The sequence below is a fragment of the Clostridium algifaecis genome, from assembly GCF_017874415.1.
GTDB lineage: Bacteria > Bacillota > Clostridia > Clostridiales > Clostridiaceae > Clostridium_B > Clostridium_B algifaecis.
Map to the genome: position 1 here is coordinate 469,664 of NZ_JAGGLM010000001.1, position 17,152 is coordinate 486,815.

The following is a 17,152-nucleotide window of genomic DNA, read 5'->3' on the forward strand; positions in this document are numbered from 1 at the left end:
TAATTACATTGATTTTACTTTATTTATTATATCATAGAGTTTATTAAAACCTTCCATTGGAGTCATATTTAATATGTCTATGTTTGATATTTCCTTCAATATGTTTTGCTTTTCTATATCTTTTATATCAAGCTGTATCATGGGTGCCGTTTCTACTTTAGAAGGTTTAGTTATAGATTCTACATCAACATATTCTGATTTTTGAATTTCAAGACTATTTAATATATCTTTAGCTCTATTTATTAATTTATCCGGAAGTCCCGCAAGTTTCGCCACTTCAATTCCATAAGACTGATCCGCACCGCCTTTGACAATTTTTCTTAAAAATATGACAGTACCCTTTACTTCCTTTACAGCTACAGAATAATTTTTAATTCCCTTTATAGTACCTTCAAGTTTAGTAAGTTCGTGATAGTGTGTGGCAAATAAAGTTTTACACCTTAATTTTTTACTGTTACATATATACTCTATGACAGCCCAGGCTATGCTTAATCCATCATATGTACTGGTACCCCTTCCAACTTCATCTAAGAGTACGAGACTTTTAGATGTAGCATTTTTTAATATATTTGAAACTTCCCACATTTCAACCATGAAGGTACTTTTTCCTGAAGCCAAATCGTCTGAGGCACCTATTCTTGTAAATATCTTATCACAAATTGAAATGTTAGCACTACTTGCAGGTACAAAACTTCCTATTTGAGCCATAATAACAATTAAAGCTATCTGTCTCATATAAGTAGATTTACCAGCCATATTTGGTCCTGTTATGAGTATCATCTGATTTTCTTTAGTATCCATATATGTATTATTGGATACAAAGCTTTCTTTTTTAATCATTTTTTCAACTACAGGATGTCTTCCTGATTTAATTGAAATTTCATCTGAAGAAGTTATTTCTGGTTTGCAATAGTTATTTTCCAAGGCTGCAGTGGCAAGGGAACTTAAACAGTCAAGCTCGGATATTATTTTTGCAGTATTTTGCATCCTGTTTACGTGCAGTTCTATCTTTTCTCTAACTTTTACAAATACAGCATATTCTAAATTTATTAGTTTATCCTCTGCTTTTAATATTTTATCTTCCATTTCTTTAAGCTCTGGAGTTATATATCTCTCTGCATTTGTTAGAGTTTGTTTCCTTATATATCTACCTTCTGGTACAAGGTTCAGATTACTTTTTGTGATTTCTATGTAGTATCCAAAAACTTTATTATATCCTATTTTAAGTGATTTTATTCCAGTTTGTTCCCTCTCATTGTTTTCAAGAGCGGCTATCCAATTTTTACCGTTTGTTTTAATATCCTTAAGTTCATCTATTTCACTGTCGTATCCTTTTTTTATTATATTTCCTTCTTTTACCGATATTGCAGGTTCTTCTAATATAGCTGTATCTAAAAGTTTGTATATGTCTCTTAGTTCATCTAAGTTTTTGTACAGTTCCACTAATAGTTCACTATTAAAATTTGATATTATTGATTTTATAGAAGGTATTTTTTCTATAGAATTTTTAAGAGAAATCAGTTCTTTGGCATTTACGCTTTTCGAAGATATTTTCCCAACTAATCTCTCTATATCATATATATTTTTAAGTGCATCCTTCAGGTCTTCGTGTTTTGATATATTATTTAAAAGTTCCTCTACAGCATCTAGTCTTCTGACTATCATTTTTTTATTTATAAGAGGCTGTTCCACCCATCGTCTTAACTGCCGTGCTCCCATAGCAGTATTAGTCTTATCAATTACCCAGAGAAGAGAGGCTTTCTTTCCCTTTTCTCTTAGATTCTCCGTAAGTTCAAGATTTGCCCTTGAATTTGCATCTATGGATAGATAATCTACTATACTGTAATAGTCGATTTTATTTATATGTGAAAGTGAAGTTTTTTGAGTCTCTATTATATATTTTAAAAGTGAACCACAGCATTTTATAATAGTGTCATTATAATTTTCAATATTTAAATCTTTGAATTGTTCTTTTAAAATTGGTATTGTATTTTCTTCTAAATAATAATCTTTATTTAGTATGCTAAAAGAGCCTTTAAAAATTTCACTTATGCTATCTTGTATTTTTATATCGATGTTATTTTGAATTAGCATTTCTTTAGGATTATATTTTGAAATTTCGTCTAAAATAGCAGCTGCATTAAGCGAAGCGTCTGTACAATTAAATTCTCCTGTTGATACGTCTGAAAAACAAAGTGAAAAAGAATTACTTTCATTATCTATGTAAAGGCTTCCTATATAATTGTTTTTGTTTTCATCTAAAAATGAAGAATTTGTATATGTACCTGGAGTTATTACTTTTATAATTCCTCTTTTAACTATGCCTTTGGCTAGTGCAGGATCTTCAAGCTGTTCACATATAGCTATCTTATGTCCCTTGCTTATTAATTTCCCTATATATGTATTCGCAGCATGGTATGGTATTCCACACATAGGAGCTCTTTCCTCAAGTCCGCAATCTTTTCCCGTAAGCACTAATTCCAATTCTTTTGAAGCTAATTTTGCATCTTCAAAGAACATTTCGTAGAAATCACCTACTCTAAAAAACAATATACAATCTTTATAACTTTCTTTTACTTCAAAGTATTGCTGCATCATAGGAGTTAATGCCATTTTTAGTCCTCCTTATAGCTTTTAATTTTCATAACATAAAAAGCTCTCAAAAAAGAGCTATTTATAATAGTGAATATTTTTATTTTACTTCTTCTCCATAAAGCGAGAATGAATTTGCTTTTATTATATGAACTTTAACCAATTTTCCTATATCTTCAGAGTTTCCTAAAAAGTTAACCAACTTTCCACTTCTCGTTCTTCCCATAAGTTTGGACTCATCATTTTTACTTGTACCTTCTACCAGTATTTCCTCTATTCTTCCTTCATAAAGCTTATTCTTTTTAGCGGAAGATTCATTTATTACTTCAACCAATCTATTGAATCTCTCATGTTTTACATCATCTGGAATCTGATCTTTCATTTCATCTGCCGGGGTACCTTTCCTTTTAGAAAATATAAACGTAAAGGCAGAATCATATTGAACTTTTTTAGCTACATCTAAAGTATCCTGGAAATCATCTTCTGTTTCTCCTGGAAATCCTACTATTATATCTGTAGTTATAGCAGCATCTGGTATTTTGTCTTTAATTTTATCTACAAGTGCAAGATATTTTTCCTTTGAATAGTTTCTATTCATTTTCTTTAAAAGCCTTGTAGAACCTGATTGTATAGGAAGATGAACCTGCTCACATAACTTATCACATTCAGCTATGGCATCTATTACATCATCAGTAAAATCTTTAGGATGAGGTGTCATAAATCTGAGTCTATCAAGTCCACTTACATTATTTATTCTTTTTAAAAGATTTGCAAAAGTAACTTTTGGTTTTAGATCTTTTCCATATGAGTTAACATTCTGCCCAAGCAGTGTTATTTCTTTATACCCTTTTTTTACAAGATCTTTAATTTCTTTTTCAATACTTTCAGGACTTCTGCTTCTCTCTCTTCCTCTAACATATGGAACTATGCAGTAGGAACAAAAGTTATTACAGCCATACATTATAGTTACAAAGGCTTTAATACTGCTTTCCCTATCTATAGGAACACCTTCTACTATACCATCTTCTTTTTGCTGTATTTCAATTATGGATTTTCCATCTTGCATTACTCTATTTAAATATTCTGGAAATTTATATGCATTATGAGTTCCAAATATTATATCAACAAATGGAAATCTTTTTATTATATCCTGTGCCATATTATCCTGCTGCATCATACAGCCGCATATGGCTATTATAAGTTCAGGCTTTTTCTCTTTTAATTTTCTAAGCATACCAAGGTTGCCATATACTTTTAATTCTGCATTCTCTCGAACACAGCATGTGTTGAAGATTATTATATCTGCAGAAGTTTTTTCAGAAGTTTTCTGGTATCCAATATTTTTTAGCATACCGGATAATTTTTCTGAATCTTCTTCATTCATCTGGCATCCCCAAGTTTCAATAAAAAATTTTTTCGTTTTTATATTATCTTGTTTATTCATGTTTATTCTCCAATTCCTGTTCTTTTTCCTATATTATTATATCCTTAATAACTATTTGTGTAAATATATTGTGCTTTTATAATTTTTATTTTTATTTTTGTTTACTTTGTTTTTTAATTAACATAATATTTGATATGTATATAATATTTTTAAAAAAATCATAAAATAAAAATAAAGAATTCTGCATAAATATTTGAGTTTTTTGCCAAAGTATATCTAAATGATATACGCACTTAGGAGGATTGTATGATGAAAAATTCAAAAATTGTTAAGATAAAAAAAGACAAAGATGGTAAAATTAAAGATGTATTACTTGAAAATGGAGAAACTCTTCCATTAAATCACGCTATAATGATGGCAAAGGAACATATAATCGATGGAGTTGGTGTTGTTAAAGGTAAAGATGGAAGCGAATATTTACTAACTGATCCTAATGTTATGAATGTTAAGAACTTAAATGATTTGCCAAAATTTTAATTTTTAAAGTAAATAAAAAAAGTCTATGTCTCAATATGATTTTTCAGCCATTCTGGGACATAGGCTAATTGTATTTTTCTTGATTATGAACTAGCATACTTTTCATATAATTTTTTAAATAATTTAATATGAAGTTCTTCATCAAGAATTATTCTTTCGAGAAGTCGTTTTATATATTTATCTTGTATTAATGTTATATGATACCTATAGTTTTCTATTGCTTTTTTTTCTGATTGAATATCTTCCATAAGCATTTCTCTTATAAATACAGTAAAATTTATATATCGAGGAGTCCAAAATCTTCCTGGTGGGCATGCATTATCAATATAAATAGGTTTAATTCCAAGCAATTTGATAGTTTTTCCTAATAGCTCTAGATGTCTCATCTCTGCAATTGATACTCCACCTATAAGTTTTGCATAATCATCATATTGACCATCACTAACAAAATGCTGATATACATATAAACTAACTGCTGTAAATTCACTAACGCTTCCAGCATAATCTTTAAGAAGAATATTAGCATACTGTATATTTGGTTTTTCTACTATTGGTTCTGGATAAGGTAAATTTACAATATATTTTGTATGCTTTGATACATCACCTGGCATACTTTCCTCCTAATAATTAAATACAATATATTTTATGTTCTCATAATAAAAATATTACATTTAAAATTAAACAAATATTCCGCTTTAGTTTACATGTATATAAACAAGTTTATCGGGAAAAATATTTTTAATAATTATATGTATGGAGGAATTTATGACTTTTTTCAATGACAGTAATTTTAAAGAATATTATTCAGAATCAAAATTAAAAAAAATGAAATTATATAATTCTTTAGATAAAAATATAACTTTATTCAAAAAAATTTTTGGTGATAACTCTGATTTAGTAATTAGAAATTTTTCATTAGGAAGATCTGATATAATTTCTGCTGCAATTTTTTATTTTGATAACCTTACAAGTGCTGATCATATAGATTCAAATATTCTACAGCCTTTATTAAATGATTCATATGCTGCTGGACTACATACCGGATATGAAGTAGTAAAAGCTATTCGGCTAGGAAATATTATTACTCGTGCACAAATTAAATTAAGTCAAAACGTAAAAGAATTGATTGATGGACTTGTCTCCGGAGGCGTACTTCTTTTTATAGATGGATTAAATGAGATTTATATAATAACTACAAAGGTTTCTAATTATAGACCTTTATCAGAGGCTGAAGTTGAAAATGTGGTAAGAGGCCCTAGAGATTCTTTTAATGAGGTGTTAAGTATAAACATAGGACTTATAAGAAAAAGAATTCACAATCCAAATTTAATCTTTCAATCTACAAAAGTTGGAAAAATAACTAAAACCGCTGTATGTATAGGATACATAAAAGGTATTTGTTCACCTAAGCTCATAGATAAAGTGCGTTCAAGAATTAGTAAAATAGATACGGATGTCGTTCTTTCAGATAGTTATATAGAGGAATTTATCAATGATAAACCTTTCTCTATATTTCCCCAAATGCGTAATACCGAAAGACCTGATGTTGCAGCTGCTGCCTTACTTGAAGGAAGAGTAGTTATAATTGTTGATAATACACCTGTAGTTTTAATTGCTCCCGGTGAATTTTGCTCACTTATGCAATCTGCTGAAGATTACTATAATAGGTATGTTTTTTCAACCTTAGTAAGAATATTAAGATATTTTGCACTTATTATAGCTCTTATTCTTCCTTCACTTTATATAGCTATCGTAAATTTTCATCAAGAACTGATACCAACTAAACTCTTGGAAGGTATTATAGCAGCCCGTTCTGGAGTGCCTCTTCCAAACTTTGCAGAAGCTTTTCTCATGGAAATTACATTTGAAATTTTGCGTGAAGCTGGAGTTCGTCTTCCAAGACCTGTAGGTCCGGCTGTTAGTATTGTCGGCGCTCTTGTTATAGGTCAAGCAGCAGTGCAAGCTTCAATAGTTTCTCCTCTTATGGTTATAATAGTAGCTTTAACTGGTATTGCCACATTTAGCATACCACAATATAATATATCTCTTCCAATAAGAGTACTTAGATTTTTTTTAATGATTTTATCTTCTATTATTGGTATTTGCGGTTTAGCTATTGGATTGTCATTTATATTAATTCATATGTGTTCTATACGAAGCTTTGGTACCCCATATCTTACTCCATTAGCTCCCTTTAAATATAATGATTTAAAAGATACTATTGTACGTAGTCCTCTTAACGTATTTAAAAAGAATAATTCTAAAATCATTCATAATAAAAAAACTATGTAAGCTAAAGCAAAACTAAATTTTCACTAAACAAATACAAACAAAGGGTGATATCTTTTGAAGAAAATAGCATCTATTTTAATAACAATTATTATATGCCTTCCGTTAACAGGCTGCTGGGATTCAGTAGAAACTGAAAAATTAGGGGTAGTAACTTTACTTGGAGTTCAATTATCTAAAAATAATAATATTAAAGTAACTATTCAGGAATTATCACCCAAAAGTCAATCATCTGGGAATCAACCTCCTAGTAATGCTTCAAACCGCCCTTTTTATGTATACTCCGAAGAAGGTTCCTCAATATCTGGAGCAATACAGAAAATATCTTCAAGTGAGCATCAAAAAATATACTTTGCTCATACTAAGATAATAATATTAGATGAAAATTTAGTAGAATCTATAGGAATTGAACCAGTAATAGATTTTTATGAAAGAACACCTGAAATGAGGCTTAAAACTAGGATTCTAATATCTAAAAGCGGCCAGCTTGATAAAATAATGAATATTAATACAGGACTTAATGTAGATACAGGTTCAATGTTAGAAGAAACTATTAGTAATGAAAAATATAATTCATATCTTACTGTCAATTATTTAAAGGATTTTATAGAGATACTTTCCAAACCAGGCAGCGAAGCTTATTCATCAGGTATAAGTCTATTAAATATAAAATCCAATAATAAAATTACTATTAAAGATACTGCTGTATTTAAAAAATATAAAATGATTGGCTGGCTTAAGAAGCAAGAAAGTAGAGGTCTTGCATTTGTCAATGAAAATTTAAAAGGGGGGTATATTTTAGTTCCTTTTGAACACAATATAGTCTCGCTGAAAATAATTAAGGCTACATCAAAAATACATCCTGTAATAAATAATGGAAATATGCAAATAAACTTAAATTTAAATGTTTTATCAAACATTGCAGAAGATCACAGTAACTCGGATTTTATGAATAAAGATATAATTAAAAAAATTGAGCAACTTGAAAATGATAAAATCAAATATGAAATAACTTTAGCCATTAATAAATCAAAGAATTTAAACTCTGATATTTTTGGATTTGGAAGTTATTTTAATATGTACTATCCTAAATCGTGGAAAAATATTAAGAATAATTGGGACTTATATTATCCTAATATACAAGTAAATATCAATGTAAATTCAACTATTAAAAATATAGGAGGCGTCTACAAACTCATAGAAAGATAATAAGTGAAAGGAAGGCTTTATATTATGTTACTGTCGTCAACCATAATATTTGCTGTAACTATTGCTCTTTTAGAAGGTATACCTTTAATTAAAAAGAAATCATGGAAAGAATTAACTACACTAGTAATTTTATTATTAATTGCTATAATACTTGTAATTGAAAAATTGCTGGAAATTCCAACTCCAATTAATATTATCAATAACTTATTGTATCCTTTTGGTAAAGCAATTTTTAGATCCAGATAATAATTATTATATAAAAAGGTGGTAAAAGCTTTGTTTAGAAAAGAGATTATAAGTACAAACCAATTTGTTTGGATGCTTTTTAGTATAATTACCTCTTTTACAGTCCTGCAGATACCAGGACTTCTTATCTTTCATGCAGGAAGAGATGCTTGGATGTCTATAATTTTAGCTTGGTTTCTTGATGTTTTATTAGCTATGGTTTATGCTTACATGGGAATTCGTTTTCCAGGTCAAAATTTCGTACAATATAGTATAACTATACTTGGAAAATTTTTTGGCAGAATTATTGGAATTATATTTCCACTTTTCTTTTTAATGGTAGCCTCTATTTTAATGAGATCTATAACTATGCTAATTAATAATACTCTTTTACCTAATACCCCTACAGAAGTAATGCTCTTAATCTCATATATTTTTATTGCTTATGCTGTAAAAAAAGGAATAGAAGTTATTGCACGGGCGTCCGAAATTCTAGGTCCTATATATCTTATAAGTTTTATTATTTTATTTATACTTATCACTCCTCAAATAAAATTAAATAGATTAAGGCCTATATTTATGCAGGGATTCTACCCTCCTTTTTCAGGTTCCATATTTATATTAGCTTTTATAGGTATTTGCATCATTATGAGTATGTATATTCCTATTTGTAATCGCATAGAAAATGGATTTATCGCTAAATTTATTTCTGTATCTATAGGTGCAACTATCATTTGCCTTCTTGTTACTTTTTCTATATGCATTTTTGGTGCAGAACAGGCTGGAAATATGCTTAATCCAGGATTAATGCTTGCTCGAATGGTTAAAATAGGAAACCTAATTGATCGTGTAGAAATCATTTGGTTTATAATTGCTCTAGAAGCCGGTCTTATGACATCAGTTAATCTAATTTGGGCCTCCTGTGTTGGAATATCTCAAATTATAGGATTACCTACATATCGATCTACTGTGTATCCAATAACTTTGATTTCATTTATACTTAGTATAATTTCATTTGATAGTAATATTGAACTTATTAATTTTGCTTTTTATGTATATCCTTTCATTGGCATATTTGTTGAAAGTGGTTTAGAAATATTTTTATTTATTATGGCACTTGTCTTAAAAAAAAGATGAAGCTTTTATGCTCCATCTTATATATTAGTCATCATCTTTCAATATTTGTTTAAATAATTTTGTATCTGTTATAGGGGCCTTACATGAATAATTTTCACATATATATGCAGTAGGTCTGCCATTCACAGAATTATATTCTGAAATAAATTCTGCTAATTTTTCTACATTCTTATTTTCATTAGAATATAACATAGAAATAGTAAATGGCCTAAATTTCTCATTAATTATATCAATCATCTTTTTAGTTTCATTATTATTTCTGTCTGCAGCTATAACAATTTCTTTACTCTTCGATTGTATAAACAAAAGTACTATTAAAGAAAAAGAATAGCCTTTTGGATAGTCAGTAATACTATTGGCAAATGTTTTAAGTAATTGATGAGCTTTATCCTCAAACTCATACATACCAGTTAAGTGCGCTAATCTTAAAAAGTTTAATGCTGATACAGAATTGCCTGATGGAGTTGCGCCATCATAGATTTCTTTTGGTCTTGTTATTAACTGTTCACTATCACTGCCATAAACAAACAAGCCTCCATTTTTATCATCCCAAAAATATTTTATAAGATCTTTGTTTAAATTTATGGCTTTTTCGAGATATTCTGGCTTAAAGGTAGTCTCATATAGCTCAATTAATCCCCAAATTAAAAAAGCATAGTCGTCTATATAAGCTGGGAATGCAGCCTCTCCATCACGATATCTTGCAAGCAGTCTACCATCTTTACGAATAAGTTTTTTATATATAAATGCTGAAGCATTTTCAGCTGCAGAAATATAGTTATTATTACAAAGAACTCTTCCACCAATAGCCATGGACGCAATCATTAATCCATTCCACGAGGTTAAGATTTTATCATCCTTATATGGATGAACTCTTTTATTTCTAATATCAAATAGCTTTTCTCTACTTCTATTTATAAATTCTGTATCTATTACTGTGAAACTTGATTTTATTAAATTTGGAATGTTTTTTCCCTCAAAATTTCCTTTAGGTGTTATATTAAAATATGCACAAAATTTATCTCCAGCTTTTTCACCAAGAATATTCTTTACTTCGTCAACTGTCCATAAATAGAATTTGCCTTCTTCACCTTCAGAGTCAGCATCTTCAGCAGAATAGAATCCACCTTCTTTGGAAGTCATATCTCTTAATACATATGTAAATATTTGTTCAGCTACTTCTGCATATCTTGAGTTTTTTGTAACCTGGTAAGTTTCTAAGTATGCTATAGCCAAAAGTGCATTATCATACAACATCTTCTCAAAATGTGGGACAAGCCATTTTCTGTCTGTTGAATACCTACTAAAGCCATATCCAATATGATCATATATTCCTCCACGATACATAGAATCTAATGTTTTTTCAACTATATCAAGAGCAGATTTTTCTTTCGTTTTATACCAATATCTCAATAAAAAATATAAATTATGTGGAGTAGGAAATTTAGGTGCATTACCAAAACCGCCATAATCATTATCAAAATTGGATTTAAACTGAGAAAATGCACTGTCTATTAAATCTGATTTTAATTCTTCATTTTGTACATTTTCTGGCTCATTAATTGCATTTAAAATTTTATTACTTGAGTTTATTAGATATTCTCGATTACCATCCCATTCTTTTCTCACTCTTTGCAATATGGATAGAAAGCCATACATACCTATTTTATCATGTTTAGGAAAATAAGTGCCTGCAAAAAATGGTTCTTTATCTGGTGTCATAAAAATAGTAAGCGGCCAACCTCCACTTCCTGTAAACGCTTGACAAACTGTCATGTAAATATGGTCAATGTCAGTCCTCTCTTCCCGGTCAACCTTAATTGAAATAAAATACTTATTTAAAATTTCAGCGACCTCATTGTCTTCAAAACTCTCTTTTTCCATTACATGACACCAGTGACATGTTGATTTTTATATCCAACTAAGAATACCCAATAGAAAGTAATATGGGCTTATCTTCTGATTTTGCTTTATCAAAAGCTTCTTTAGACCATGGATACCAATCTACCGGGTTATATGCATGCTGTAACAGGTATGGTGATTTTTCATTTACCAATCTATTTGCATTTTGATGCACATTTTCTTTTGGCATATTATCACGCTCCCTTCATATTTTTATCTTTATTAATATGCCCCAAAAAGCTATCAGATATTATACGATAGCTTTTATTTTTTTCATTTTCGAATTTTGCTATTTGAAGCAAGCTTTAAAGACAATACAAAGCCAACTGCCATAAGTACAGCTGCAACTGTAACGGAATGACTAAAACCGTTAAATATAGCCTTTGTTGCATCACGTGAATTCTTTAGATAACTAGTTTGGAATGCTGTCATAATGCCAACAAATAAAGCTGAACCCAATGCACCGGCAACCTGCATTGCAGTATTTACTATTGCAACACCATCCGGGGTATTTTGGGGTGGCAGCTGATTAAGTGCAGTTGTTTGGCTGGGTGACATAATCATGGACTGACCTATCATTATTAAGCAGTATATAATAGTAATCTGCAATATAGAAGTTGATGATTTAGATCTAGATAATAAGAAAGTAAAAGCGAATATTACTGCAAAGCCAACTGGAATTAATATTTTGCCGCCCTTTTTATCAAAAATTGCGCCATTAAATGGAGTTAATATAACACCGACAAGGATTCCAGGTAGTAACACAAGCGCTGATGTAAATGATGATGTTTTCAGGCCATTTTGCATAAGCAGTGGTATTATCATGTTCATTGAAAATTGAAACATTTGTATTATCATAATCAAAAATACACCTATTGTAAATACAGGATACTTAAAGGCTCTTATTTCTAGTATTGGCTGTTTTAAGGATAATTGACGTTTTCCATAAATAATTAGTGATATTAATCCAATTACAAAAATAACAACAGTAGAAGTTAAACTTGATGTACTTGCTGAGCTTACTGCATATATAATTCCTGCAAAACCTATAGATGATAATACTATAGATAAAAAATCAATTTTAGGTTTTGTTATTTTAGAAGTATTCTGCAGAAACATAAGACCACCAATTATGCAAATAACTATAGATGGAATCAATAACATGAATAACACATGCCATGAAAAATATTGAAGTAAAAATCCAGAAACAGTTGGACCAAGTGCAGGGCCAAGAGTAATTACAGAAATACATAAACCCATTATTGAACCATGCTTCTCTGATGGAGTTACAACCAGAGCTGAACTCATCATTATAGGCACGAGCATACCAGCACCTAACGCTTGAATCAATCTTGAAATTAAGAGCAGTATAAATGAATTAGATAATACAGCACATACTGTTCCAAGTAAAAATAATGTCATTGCACTTACATACAGCTCCTTTGTCGTAAATGTATGCATAAGAAAAGCCGTAATTGGTACAAGAGCTCCAACTACTAATACATATCCAGTTGCAAGCCACTGCGCTGTTATAGCAGAAATGTGCATTTCTAACATAAGCTTTGAAAGTGCTACATTTAATATGGTTTCATTAAACATTCCTATGAAACACCCAAAAAGTAGTACAAACATAATAGCTTTTGTATTGTAATGTACAATTTCTTCTTTTTCAATTTCAATTCTTTCTTCACTCATAAAATGTAATCTCCTTTAGAAATACTATATAGACCGGTTGCTATAATAAACTGCGAAATAGCCTACATAAATAAGCTATTTTTTGTGTAAATAACTATTTAATAAAATTCCTATTTGCTTGCTGATTGTTAAAAGGGCTGAAGAGTCATTTTCAGTAACTGATACTGTAATAGCTCCTTCAACTGAAATTTGAATAAATTTTCCTAATTCTTTTGCGGTATTTCTAGAAATTCCGCTTTTAATTAATTTTTCCGTATATATTTTTTGTAAACAAGCAAATGCCTCGCAGCACGTTTTTCTAAGTTGCTCACTTGATAAATAGGTTTCTAAAGCAATTAGGCTTATGGACATATCTAGAAGTTTATTACCTTTTTCTAAATCTTGTATTATATTTTTGATAAGGCATTGAATAGCTTCTATAGGATCTTTATGTTCATCTAATGTGATTTTTAATCTATTATTGATAGATTCACTTGAAAGTTTAATAGCTGCTAAGGCTAATTCTTCTTTTCCATTTGGAAAGTAGTAGTATAGAGAACCTTTAGGCGCACCGCTTTCTTTCAAAATTTCATTTAATCCCGTAGCATTGTAACCTTTGACCTGAAAAAGTTTTGATGCTGCCCTAAGTATCTTTTCTTTTGAATTAGTTTTGCTATTCATAAAATATAAGTCCTTTCACAATAAATTATAATGACTGGTCTATATACAGTATGAATAAATCTTTTGAAAATGTCAAGAAAAAAGTGACTGAAGTTATTCATAATTATTATCTATTAGTTACTTCTTGACTACCTATGCCATTAATATATTCAGATAATATATTTTTCAAATTAAGTACATCTTTCATTTCATAATATCCTGATTTTCTATAAATATAATTTATTGCATTAATAGCTCCCGCCGAAAAAGCTTTTCTTGAAAAAGATTCGTGGCTTATTTTTATTTGGTCTTCATCACCAATTATGAAAACCTCGTGTTTACCTACCACACTTCCAGCACGTATTGCATTTATAGGAACAGATTTATTATATATTCCTGAAGCCTCAAGACCTTGTTTTATTTCATGTGACAACTTTAATGCGGTACCCGAAGGTGCATCTTTTTTATCTTTATGGTGAATTTCCAAAATTTGAAAATCATAATTATTTAATATAGTAGCCGCAATATTACTTAATAACATTATTACATTTACACCTAAGGTTATATTTGGTGCATAAACCATACCATTTTTAAATTTATAACAAATATCTTGTAACTTATTTATGTCCTCATTGACAAAGCCTGTAGTGCCTATAATCATATTAATTTTCATCTTTGATAGTATAAGTGAATTTTTCATAGTTGCTGATGGTTTTGAAAAATCAACTACAACATCGGGTTTAGTTTTAAAAATAGTAGTTTCTAATTCATCAGAACTACTTATTTTTACGTTAGTTTCTTTATTTCCTAGTAATGCACCTAAGCTCATTCCTTTTTTTATGCTTTGAGGACTACATATTGCTGCCACAATTTCCATGTTATTCTGCTCTAAAATACTGTTTGCAATACATTTCCCGGTTCTCCCTAATCCTATTAATCCTACTTTAATCAAATTACTACCTCCTCTTCAAAATAAGTAACAACTTTATTATATCATTTAAGTTGCTACTTGTCATTATATTTGTTATGCCTTTTTCTTTACCATAAATTTTGAAATTATTATTTACATAGTCTTAATAATAACTTATACTAATTGTTGACTTAAGTGATAATATTAAAATTTTTAGGTACTACTTTAGACAATATATTGAAGGGAGGCTTTACTTCAAGGCATATATGCCCTGAAGTAAAATTTAAGATGTCATCAGAATATGTGGCAAAATCTGTTTATCAAAAAATAGCAATTGATATAGCTAATAGAATATTAAATGGTGATTTTTCTATTGGTGATAAACTTCACGGAAGGTCATCATTATCAAGTCTTTATAATGTTTCTCCTGAAACTATAAGAAGAGCTATTATTCTTTTAAATGAAATGGATATAGTAGAAGTAAAAAGAGGCAGCGGGATTATTATTAGATCAGTTGATAAATGTGTACAATTTATAGATAAATTTAAGAGTATGGATTCTATAAACTCATCTAAAAATAAAATCTTAGATTTACTAGATAAAAAAAAGAAATTAGAAAAAGAAATTGATATGAAAATCAATGACCTTATAGATTACTCAAATAGATTTGTCAATATCAATCCTTTTATACCATTTGAATTTAAAATATATACGGGGCTTAGTATTATAGGTAAGACTGTATCCGAAAGTAAATTCTGGCAAAATACAAATGCTACTGTAGTAGGAATAAGAAGAAACGGTAATTTAATACTTTCTCCAGGACCTAATAGTATATTTAAAGAAAATGATATTTTTTTAGTAATAGGTGAAGAGGATGTATACACTAAGGTTAAAAAATTCCTTTATGGAGGAAATAAGCACATTTAGTAAAATATAATTTAAGGTGGTAATATTATGGGATATAATATTAAATTCAAAAATTGTTAAGGTAAAAAGACAATTCTTATAGAAAAAATCTCAAAAAAGTAGTAGCCCCGTACACAAATGGTTGCTACTACTTTTTATCTAATTATTCAATTGTGATTTCAAATAATTAATCAACAGTTTTTAAAAATACTGCATATTGTCTATCCGCTACCATGATATGCTGAGTAATCCACTGTGATAAAAACTCTATAATCTCTAATATTACTTTTCTTTGATTGTCATCTAAGTCTTCTCTAGAAGCTACTTCATTTATTTTATATATATAAAATCCATGTTCTTCTTCTTGCTCATGGATATGACCATAGTTATATTTTTTTAGCATATTTTCTTCATATTCAAAATGATATTTTGTATAATCTAAAAGTTCATCGATTATTGTCATTATTTCATCATATCTATCATATCCATCATCTAATATTGCAATATCATATGCTTTCTTTCCTATTGCCATAAGTTGTTTATGCTGATTATCAATTTCCTCAATATTTAAGCTATACTTTTCATTCCATTCAAATGCCATTTTATTCGCCTCTCTCATTTAATAATAACTGTTATTATTAAATAAATTTTATCAAATATATTCGATAAATGCAAGTATATATTATAAATTTAGAATTACTTTCACAAATAAATTTTTGATGAATAAAACAACTAAAAATAGGATTTAATTAATCATTTAGTCATAAGCTTTACTAAATGGTAACATAAGTTACATACTTTTACCACTAATAGACGTATACTATGATTAAGAAATTTAAGGAGGTAAAAATATGAATAGCTTAATTAAAAATATAGAATTTTCAAAGGTAATTAATCTACAAAACTTAATATCATATCAGGAAAGCCAGGTTATAAGTAGAACTATTGCCCAGATACCTTCTGCAAATATTACTCTATTCTCACTGGATAAAGGAGAAGGTATAAGCACACATGTAACTTCTGGAGACGCTATGGTTCAAATATTGGATGGTACAGCTGAAATTACAATAGGCAATGATATTTTTACTGTTAAGGCAGGTGAAACAATAATAATGCCTTCTGATATTCCTCATGGACTTGAAGCTCCTGAAAGGTTTAAAATGCTTCTAACTGTCATAAAACGCTAAATAATACTTTTTGATGAGGTGATTATCGTGGATGTTAAAAATCTTAAAAGACAACATAGTGAAATCATGCATTTAGCTACTTATATATTAAATAATATTGAAAAATCTACTGTAGAACAAAATGTTCATGAAATTGTTAAAAGTATAAATACTATCACCGGTAAACTTAAAATACATTTATTAAATGAGGATAAATATTTGTATCCACAACTTTTAAAAAGTTCAAACATAGAATTAAATACATTTGGTAAAAAATATTATGAAGAAATGAAAAAAGTTACTGAAGTGTATGAAAATTATAAATTAAAATATAATACTGTTAGCAAGATTGAACAAAATGTAAGTAATTTTAATAAAGATACAAAACAAGTGTTTAAATTATTATCAAATAGAGTGGATAAAGAGGAAAAAGAATTATATTCATTATTATGATAATTTAGCTTTTCTTCTTCAAATTCAATTAGTAGCTATTCCAGATGTTAAAAGGTTAAAGCATTTAACAAAATTTCACTTTTTTCTAAAACAAATTAAAATAGGGCT

General features: G+C 28.9%; 15 protein-coding genes and 1 pseudogene. 8 read left to right on the plus strand and 8 right to left on the minus strand.

The window, feature by feature from the left end:
* Positions 1 to 3: 3 nt before the first annotated feature.
* Entirely contained in the window at positions 4 to 2,613 is a 2,610-nt protein-coding gene (gene mutS / locus J2Z42_RS02365) for a DNA mismatch repair protein MutS (RefSeq protein WP_209700744.1), read from the minus strand.
* Between the two features lie 79 nt (positions 2,614 to 2,692).
* Positions 2,693 to 4,036, minus strand: coding sequence for a tRNA (N6-isopentenyl adenosine(37)-C2)-methylthiotransferase MiaB (gene miaB, locus J2Z42_RS02370; RefSeq protein WP_209700745.1), 1,344 nt, complete (start codon positions 4,034 to 4,036; stop codon positions 2,693 to 2,695).
* A gap of 246 nt (positions 4,037 to 4,282) precedes the next feature.
* On the opposite strand from miaB, the gene J2Z42_RS02375 reads away from it, so the two are divergent.
* Positions 4,283 to 4,513 (plus strand): DUF3892 domain-containing protein, encoded by a 231-nt coding sequence (locus J2Z42_RS02375; protein ID WP_245331427.1) that lies wholly within the window; start codon positions 4,283 to 4,285, stop codon positions 4,511 to 4,513.
* A gap of 83 nt (positions 4,514 to 4,596) precedes the next feature.
* Here J2Z42_RS02375 and J2Z42_RS02380 read toward each other — a convergent pair whose 3' ends face one another.
* The gene (locus tag J2Z42_RS02380) at positions 4,597 to 5,124 is read right to left on the minus strand and encodes a ferritin-like domain-containing protein (protein ID WP_209700746.1); all 528 of its coding nucleotides are present in this window, start codon (positions 5,122 to 5,124) and stop codon (positions 4,597 to 4,599) included.
* A 154-nt stretch (positions 5,125 to 5,278) separates the two neighbouring features.
* Here J2Z42_RS02380 and J2Z42_RS02385 point away from each other — a divergent pair, with 154 nt between their 5' ends.
* From J2Z42_RS02385 to J2Z42_RS02400, 4 genes are read left to right on the plus strand one after another with little or no spacing between them, the layout of a single operon-like run.
* Positions 5,279 to 6,805: a spore germination protein gene (locus J2Z42_RS02385; protein WP_209700747.1), complete on the plus strand. Its 1,527-nt coding sequence runs from the start codon at positions 5,279 to 5,281 to the stop codon at positions 6,803 to 6,805.
* 54 nt (positions 6,806 to 6,859) lie between these two features.
* A complete protein-coding gene (locus tag J2Z42_RS02390; RefSeq protein ID WP_209700748.1) occupies positions 6,860 to 8,011 on the plus strand; it encodes a Ger(x)C family spore germination protein in 1,152 nt (383 codons plus the stop codon).
* Positions 8,012 to 8,035: 24 nt separating this feature from the next.
* Positions 8,036 to 8,257, plus strand: a complete 222-nt coding sequence (locus tag J2Z42_RS02395) for a hypothetical protein (protein WP_209700749.1) — start codon at positions 8,036 to 8,038, stop codon at positions 8,255 to 8,257.
* A 30-nt stretch (positions 8,258 to 8,287) separates the two neighbouring features.
* On the plus strand, positions 8,288 to 9,373 hold the full coding sequence (locus J2Z42_RS02400; RefSeq protein WP_209700750.1) for a GerAB/ArcD/ProY family transporter: 1,086 nt from the start codon (positions 8,288 to 8,290) through the stop codon (positions 9,371 to 9,373).
* A 24-nt stretch (positions 9,374 to 9,397) separates the two neighbouring features.
* On the opposite strand, the pseudogene J2Z42_RS02405 reads toward J2Z42_RS02400, so the two are convergent.
* The 4 genes and pseudogenes from J2Z42_RS02405 to dapB form a co-directional block, all read right to left on the minus strand.
* Positions 9,398 to 11,465 (minus strand): annotated as a pseudogene (locus J2Z42_RS02405) (thioredoxin domain-containing protein).
* An 83-nt stretch (positions 11,466 to 11,548) separates the two neighbouring features.
* Positions 11,549 to 12,970 carry an MDR family MFS transporter gene (locus J2Z42_RS02415; protein ID WP_209700753.1) on the minus strand — a complete coding sequence of 474 codons (1,422 nt, stop codon included), beginning with the start codon at positions 12,968 to 12,970 and terminating at the stop codon, positions 11,549 to 11,551.
* A gap of 75 nt (positions 12,971 to 13,045) precedes the next feature.
* Positions 13,046 to 13,630 (minus strand): TetR/AcrR family transcriptional regulator, encoded by a 585-nt coding sequence (locus J2Z42_RS02420; RefSeq protein ID WP_209700754.1) that lies wholly within the window; start codon positions 13,628 to 13,630, stop codon positions 13,046 to 13,048.
* Positions 13,631 to 13,736: 106 nt separating this feature from the next.
* Positions 13,737 to 14,561 carry a 4-hydroxy-tetrahydrodipicolinate reductase gene (gene dapB, locus J2Z42_RS02425; protein ID WP_209700755.1) on the minus strand — a complete coding sequence of 275 codons (825 nt, stop codon included), beginning with the start codon at positions 14,559 to 14,561 and terminating at the stop codon, positions 13,737 to 13,739.
* Positions 14,562 to 14,807: 246 nt separating this feature from the next.
* On the opposite strand from dapB, the gene J2Z42_RS02430 reads away from it, so the two are divergent.
* Entirely contained in the window at positions 14,808 to 15,446 is a 639-nt protein-coding gene (locus tag J2Z42_RS02430; protein WP_209700822.1) for a GntR family transcriptional regulator, read from the plus strand.
* A 166-nt stretch (positions 15,447 to 15,612) separates the two neighbouring features.
* Here J2Z42_RS02430 and J2Z42_RS02435 read toward each other — a convergent pair whose 3' ends face one another.
* A complete protein-coding gene (locus J2Z42_RS02435) occupies positions 15,613 to 16,026 on the minus strand; it encodes a bacteriohemerythrin (RefSeq protein WP_209700756.1) in 414 nt (137 codons plus the stop codon).
* A gap of 250 nt (positions 16,027 to 16,276) precedes the next feature.
* Between J2Z42_RS02435 and J2Z42_RS02440 the strand changes: the two genes are divergently transcribed.
* Entirely contained in the window at positions 16,277 to 16,612 is a 336-nt protein-coding gene (locus J2Z42_RS02440) for a cupin domain-containing protein (protein ID WP_209700757.1), read from the plus strand.
* 27 nt (positions 16,613 to 16,639) lie between these two features.
* Entirely contained in the window at positions 16,640 to 17,044 is a 405-nt protein-coding gene (locus tag J2Z42_RS02445) for a hemerythrin domain-containing protein (protein WP_209700758.1), read from the plus strand.
* Positions 17,045 to 17,152: the final 108 nt, after the last annotated feature.

Bases quoted from the DNA above. Each gene is read 5' to 3' on its own strand.
- mutS (WP_209700744.1), bottom strand. From the start codon at position 2,613: ATGGCATTAACTCCTATGATGCAGCAATACTTTGAAGTAAAAGAAAGT.
- miaB (WP_209700745.1), bottom strand. From the start codon at position 4,036: ATGAATAAACAAGATAATATAAAAACGAAAAAATTTTTTATTGAAACT.
- J2Z42_RS02375 (WP_245331427.1), top strand. From the start codon at position 4,283: ATGATGAAAAATTCAAAAATTGTTAAGATAAAAAAAGACAAAGATGGT.
- J2Z42_RS02380 (WP_209700746.1), bottom strand. From the start codon at position 5,124: ATGCCAGGTGATGTATCAAAGCATACAAAATATATTGTAAATTTACCT.
- J2Z42_RS02385 (WP_209700747.1), top strand. From the start codon at position 5,279: ATGACTTTTTTCAATGACAGTAATTTTAAAGAATATTATTCAGAATCA.
- J2Z42_RS02395 (WP_209700749.1), top strand. From the start codon at position 8,036: ATGTTACTGTCGTCAACCATAATATTTGCTGTAACTATTGCTCTTTTA.
- J2Z42_RS02415 (WP_209700753.1), bottom strand. From the start codon at position 12,970: ATGAGTGAAGAAAGAATTGAAATTGAAAAAGAAGAAATTGTACATTAC.
- J2Z42_RS02420 (WP_209700754.1), bottom strand. From the start codon at position 13,630: ATGAATAGCAAAACTAATTCAAAAGAAAAGATACTTAGGGCAGCATCA.
- J2Z42_RS02430 (WP_209700822.1), top strand. From the start codon at position 14,808: ATGTCATCAGAATATGTGGCAAAATCTGTTTATCAAAAAATAGCAATT.
- J2Z42_RS02435 (WP_209700756.1), bottom strand. From the start codon at position 16,026: ATGGCATTTGAATGGAATGAAAAGTATAGCTTAAATATTGAGGAAATT.
- J2Z42_RS02440 (WP_209700757.1), top strand. From the start codon at position 16,277: ATGAATAGCTTAATTAAAAATATAGAATTTTCAAAGGTAATTAATCTA.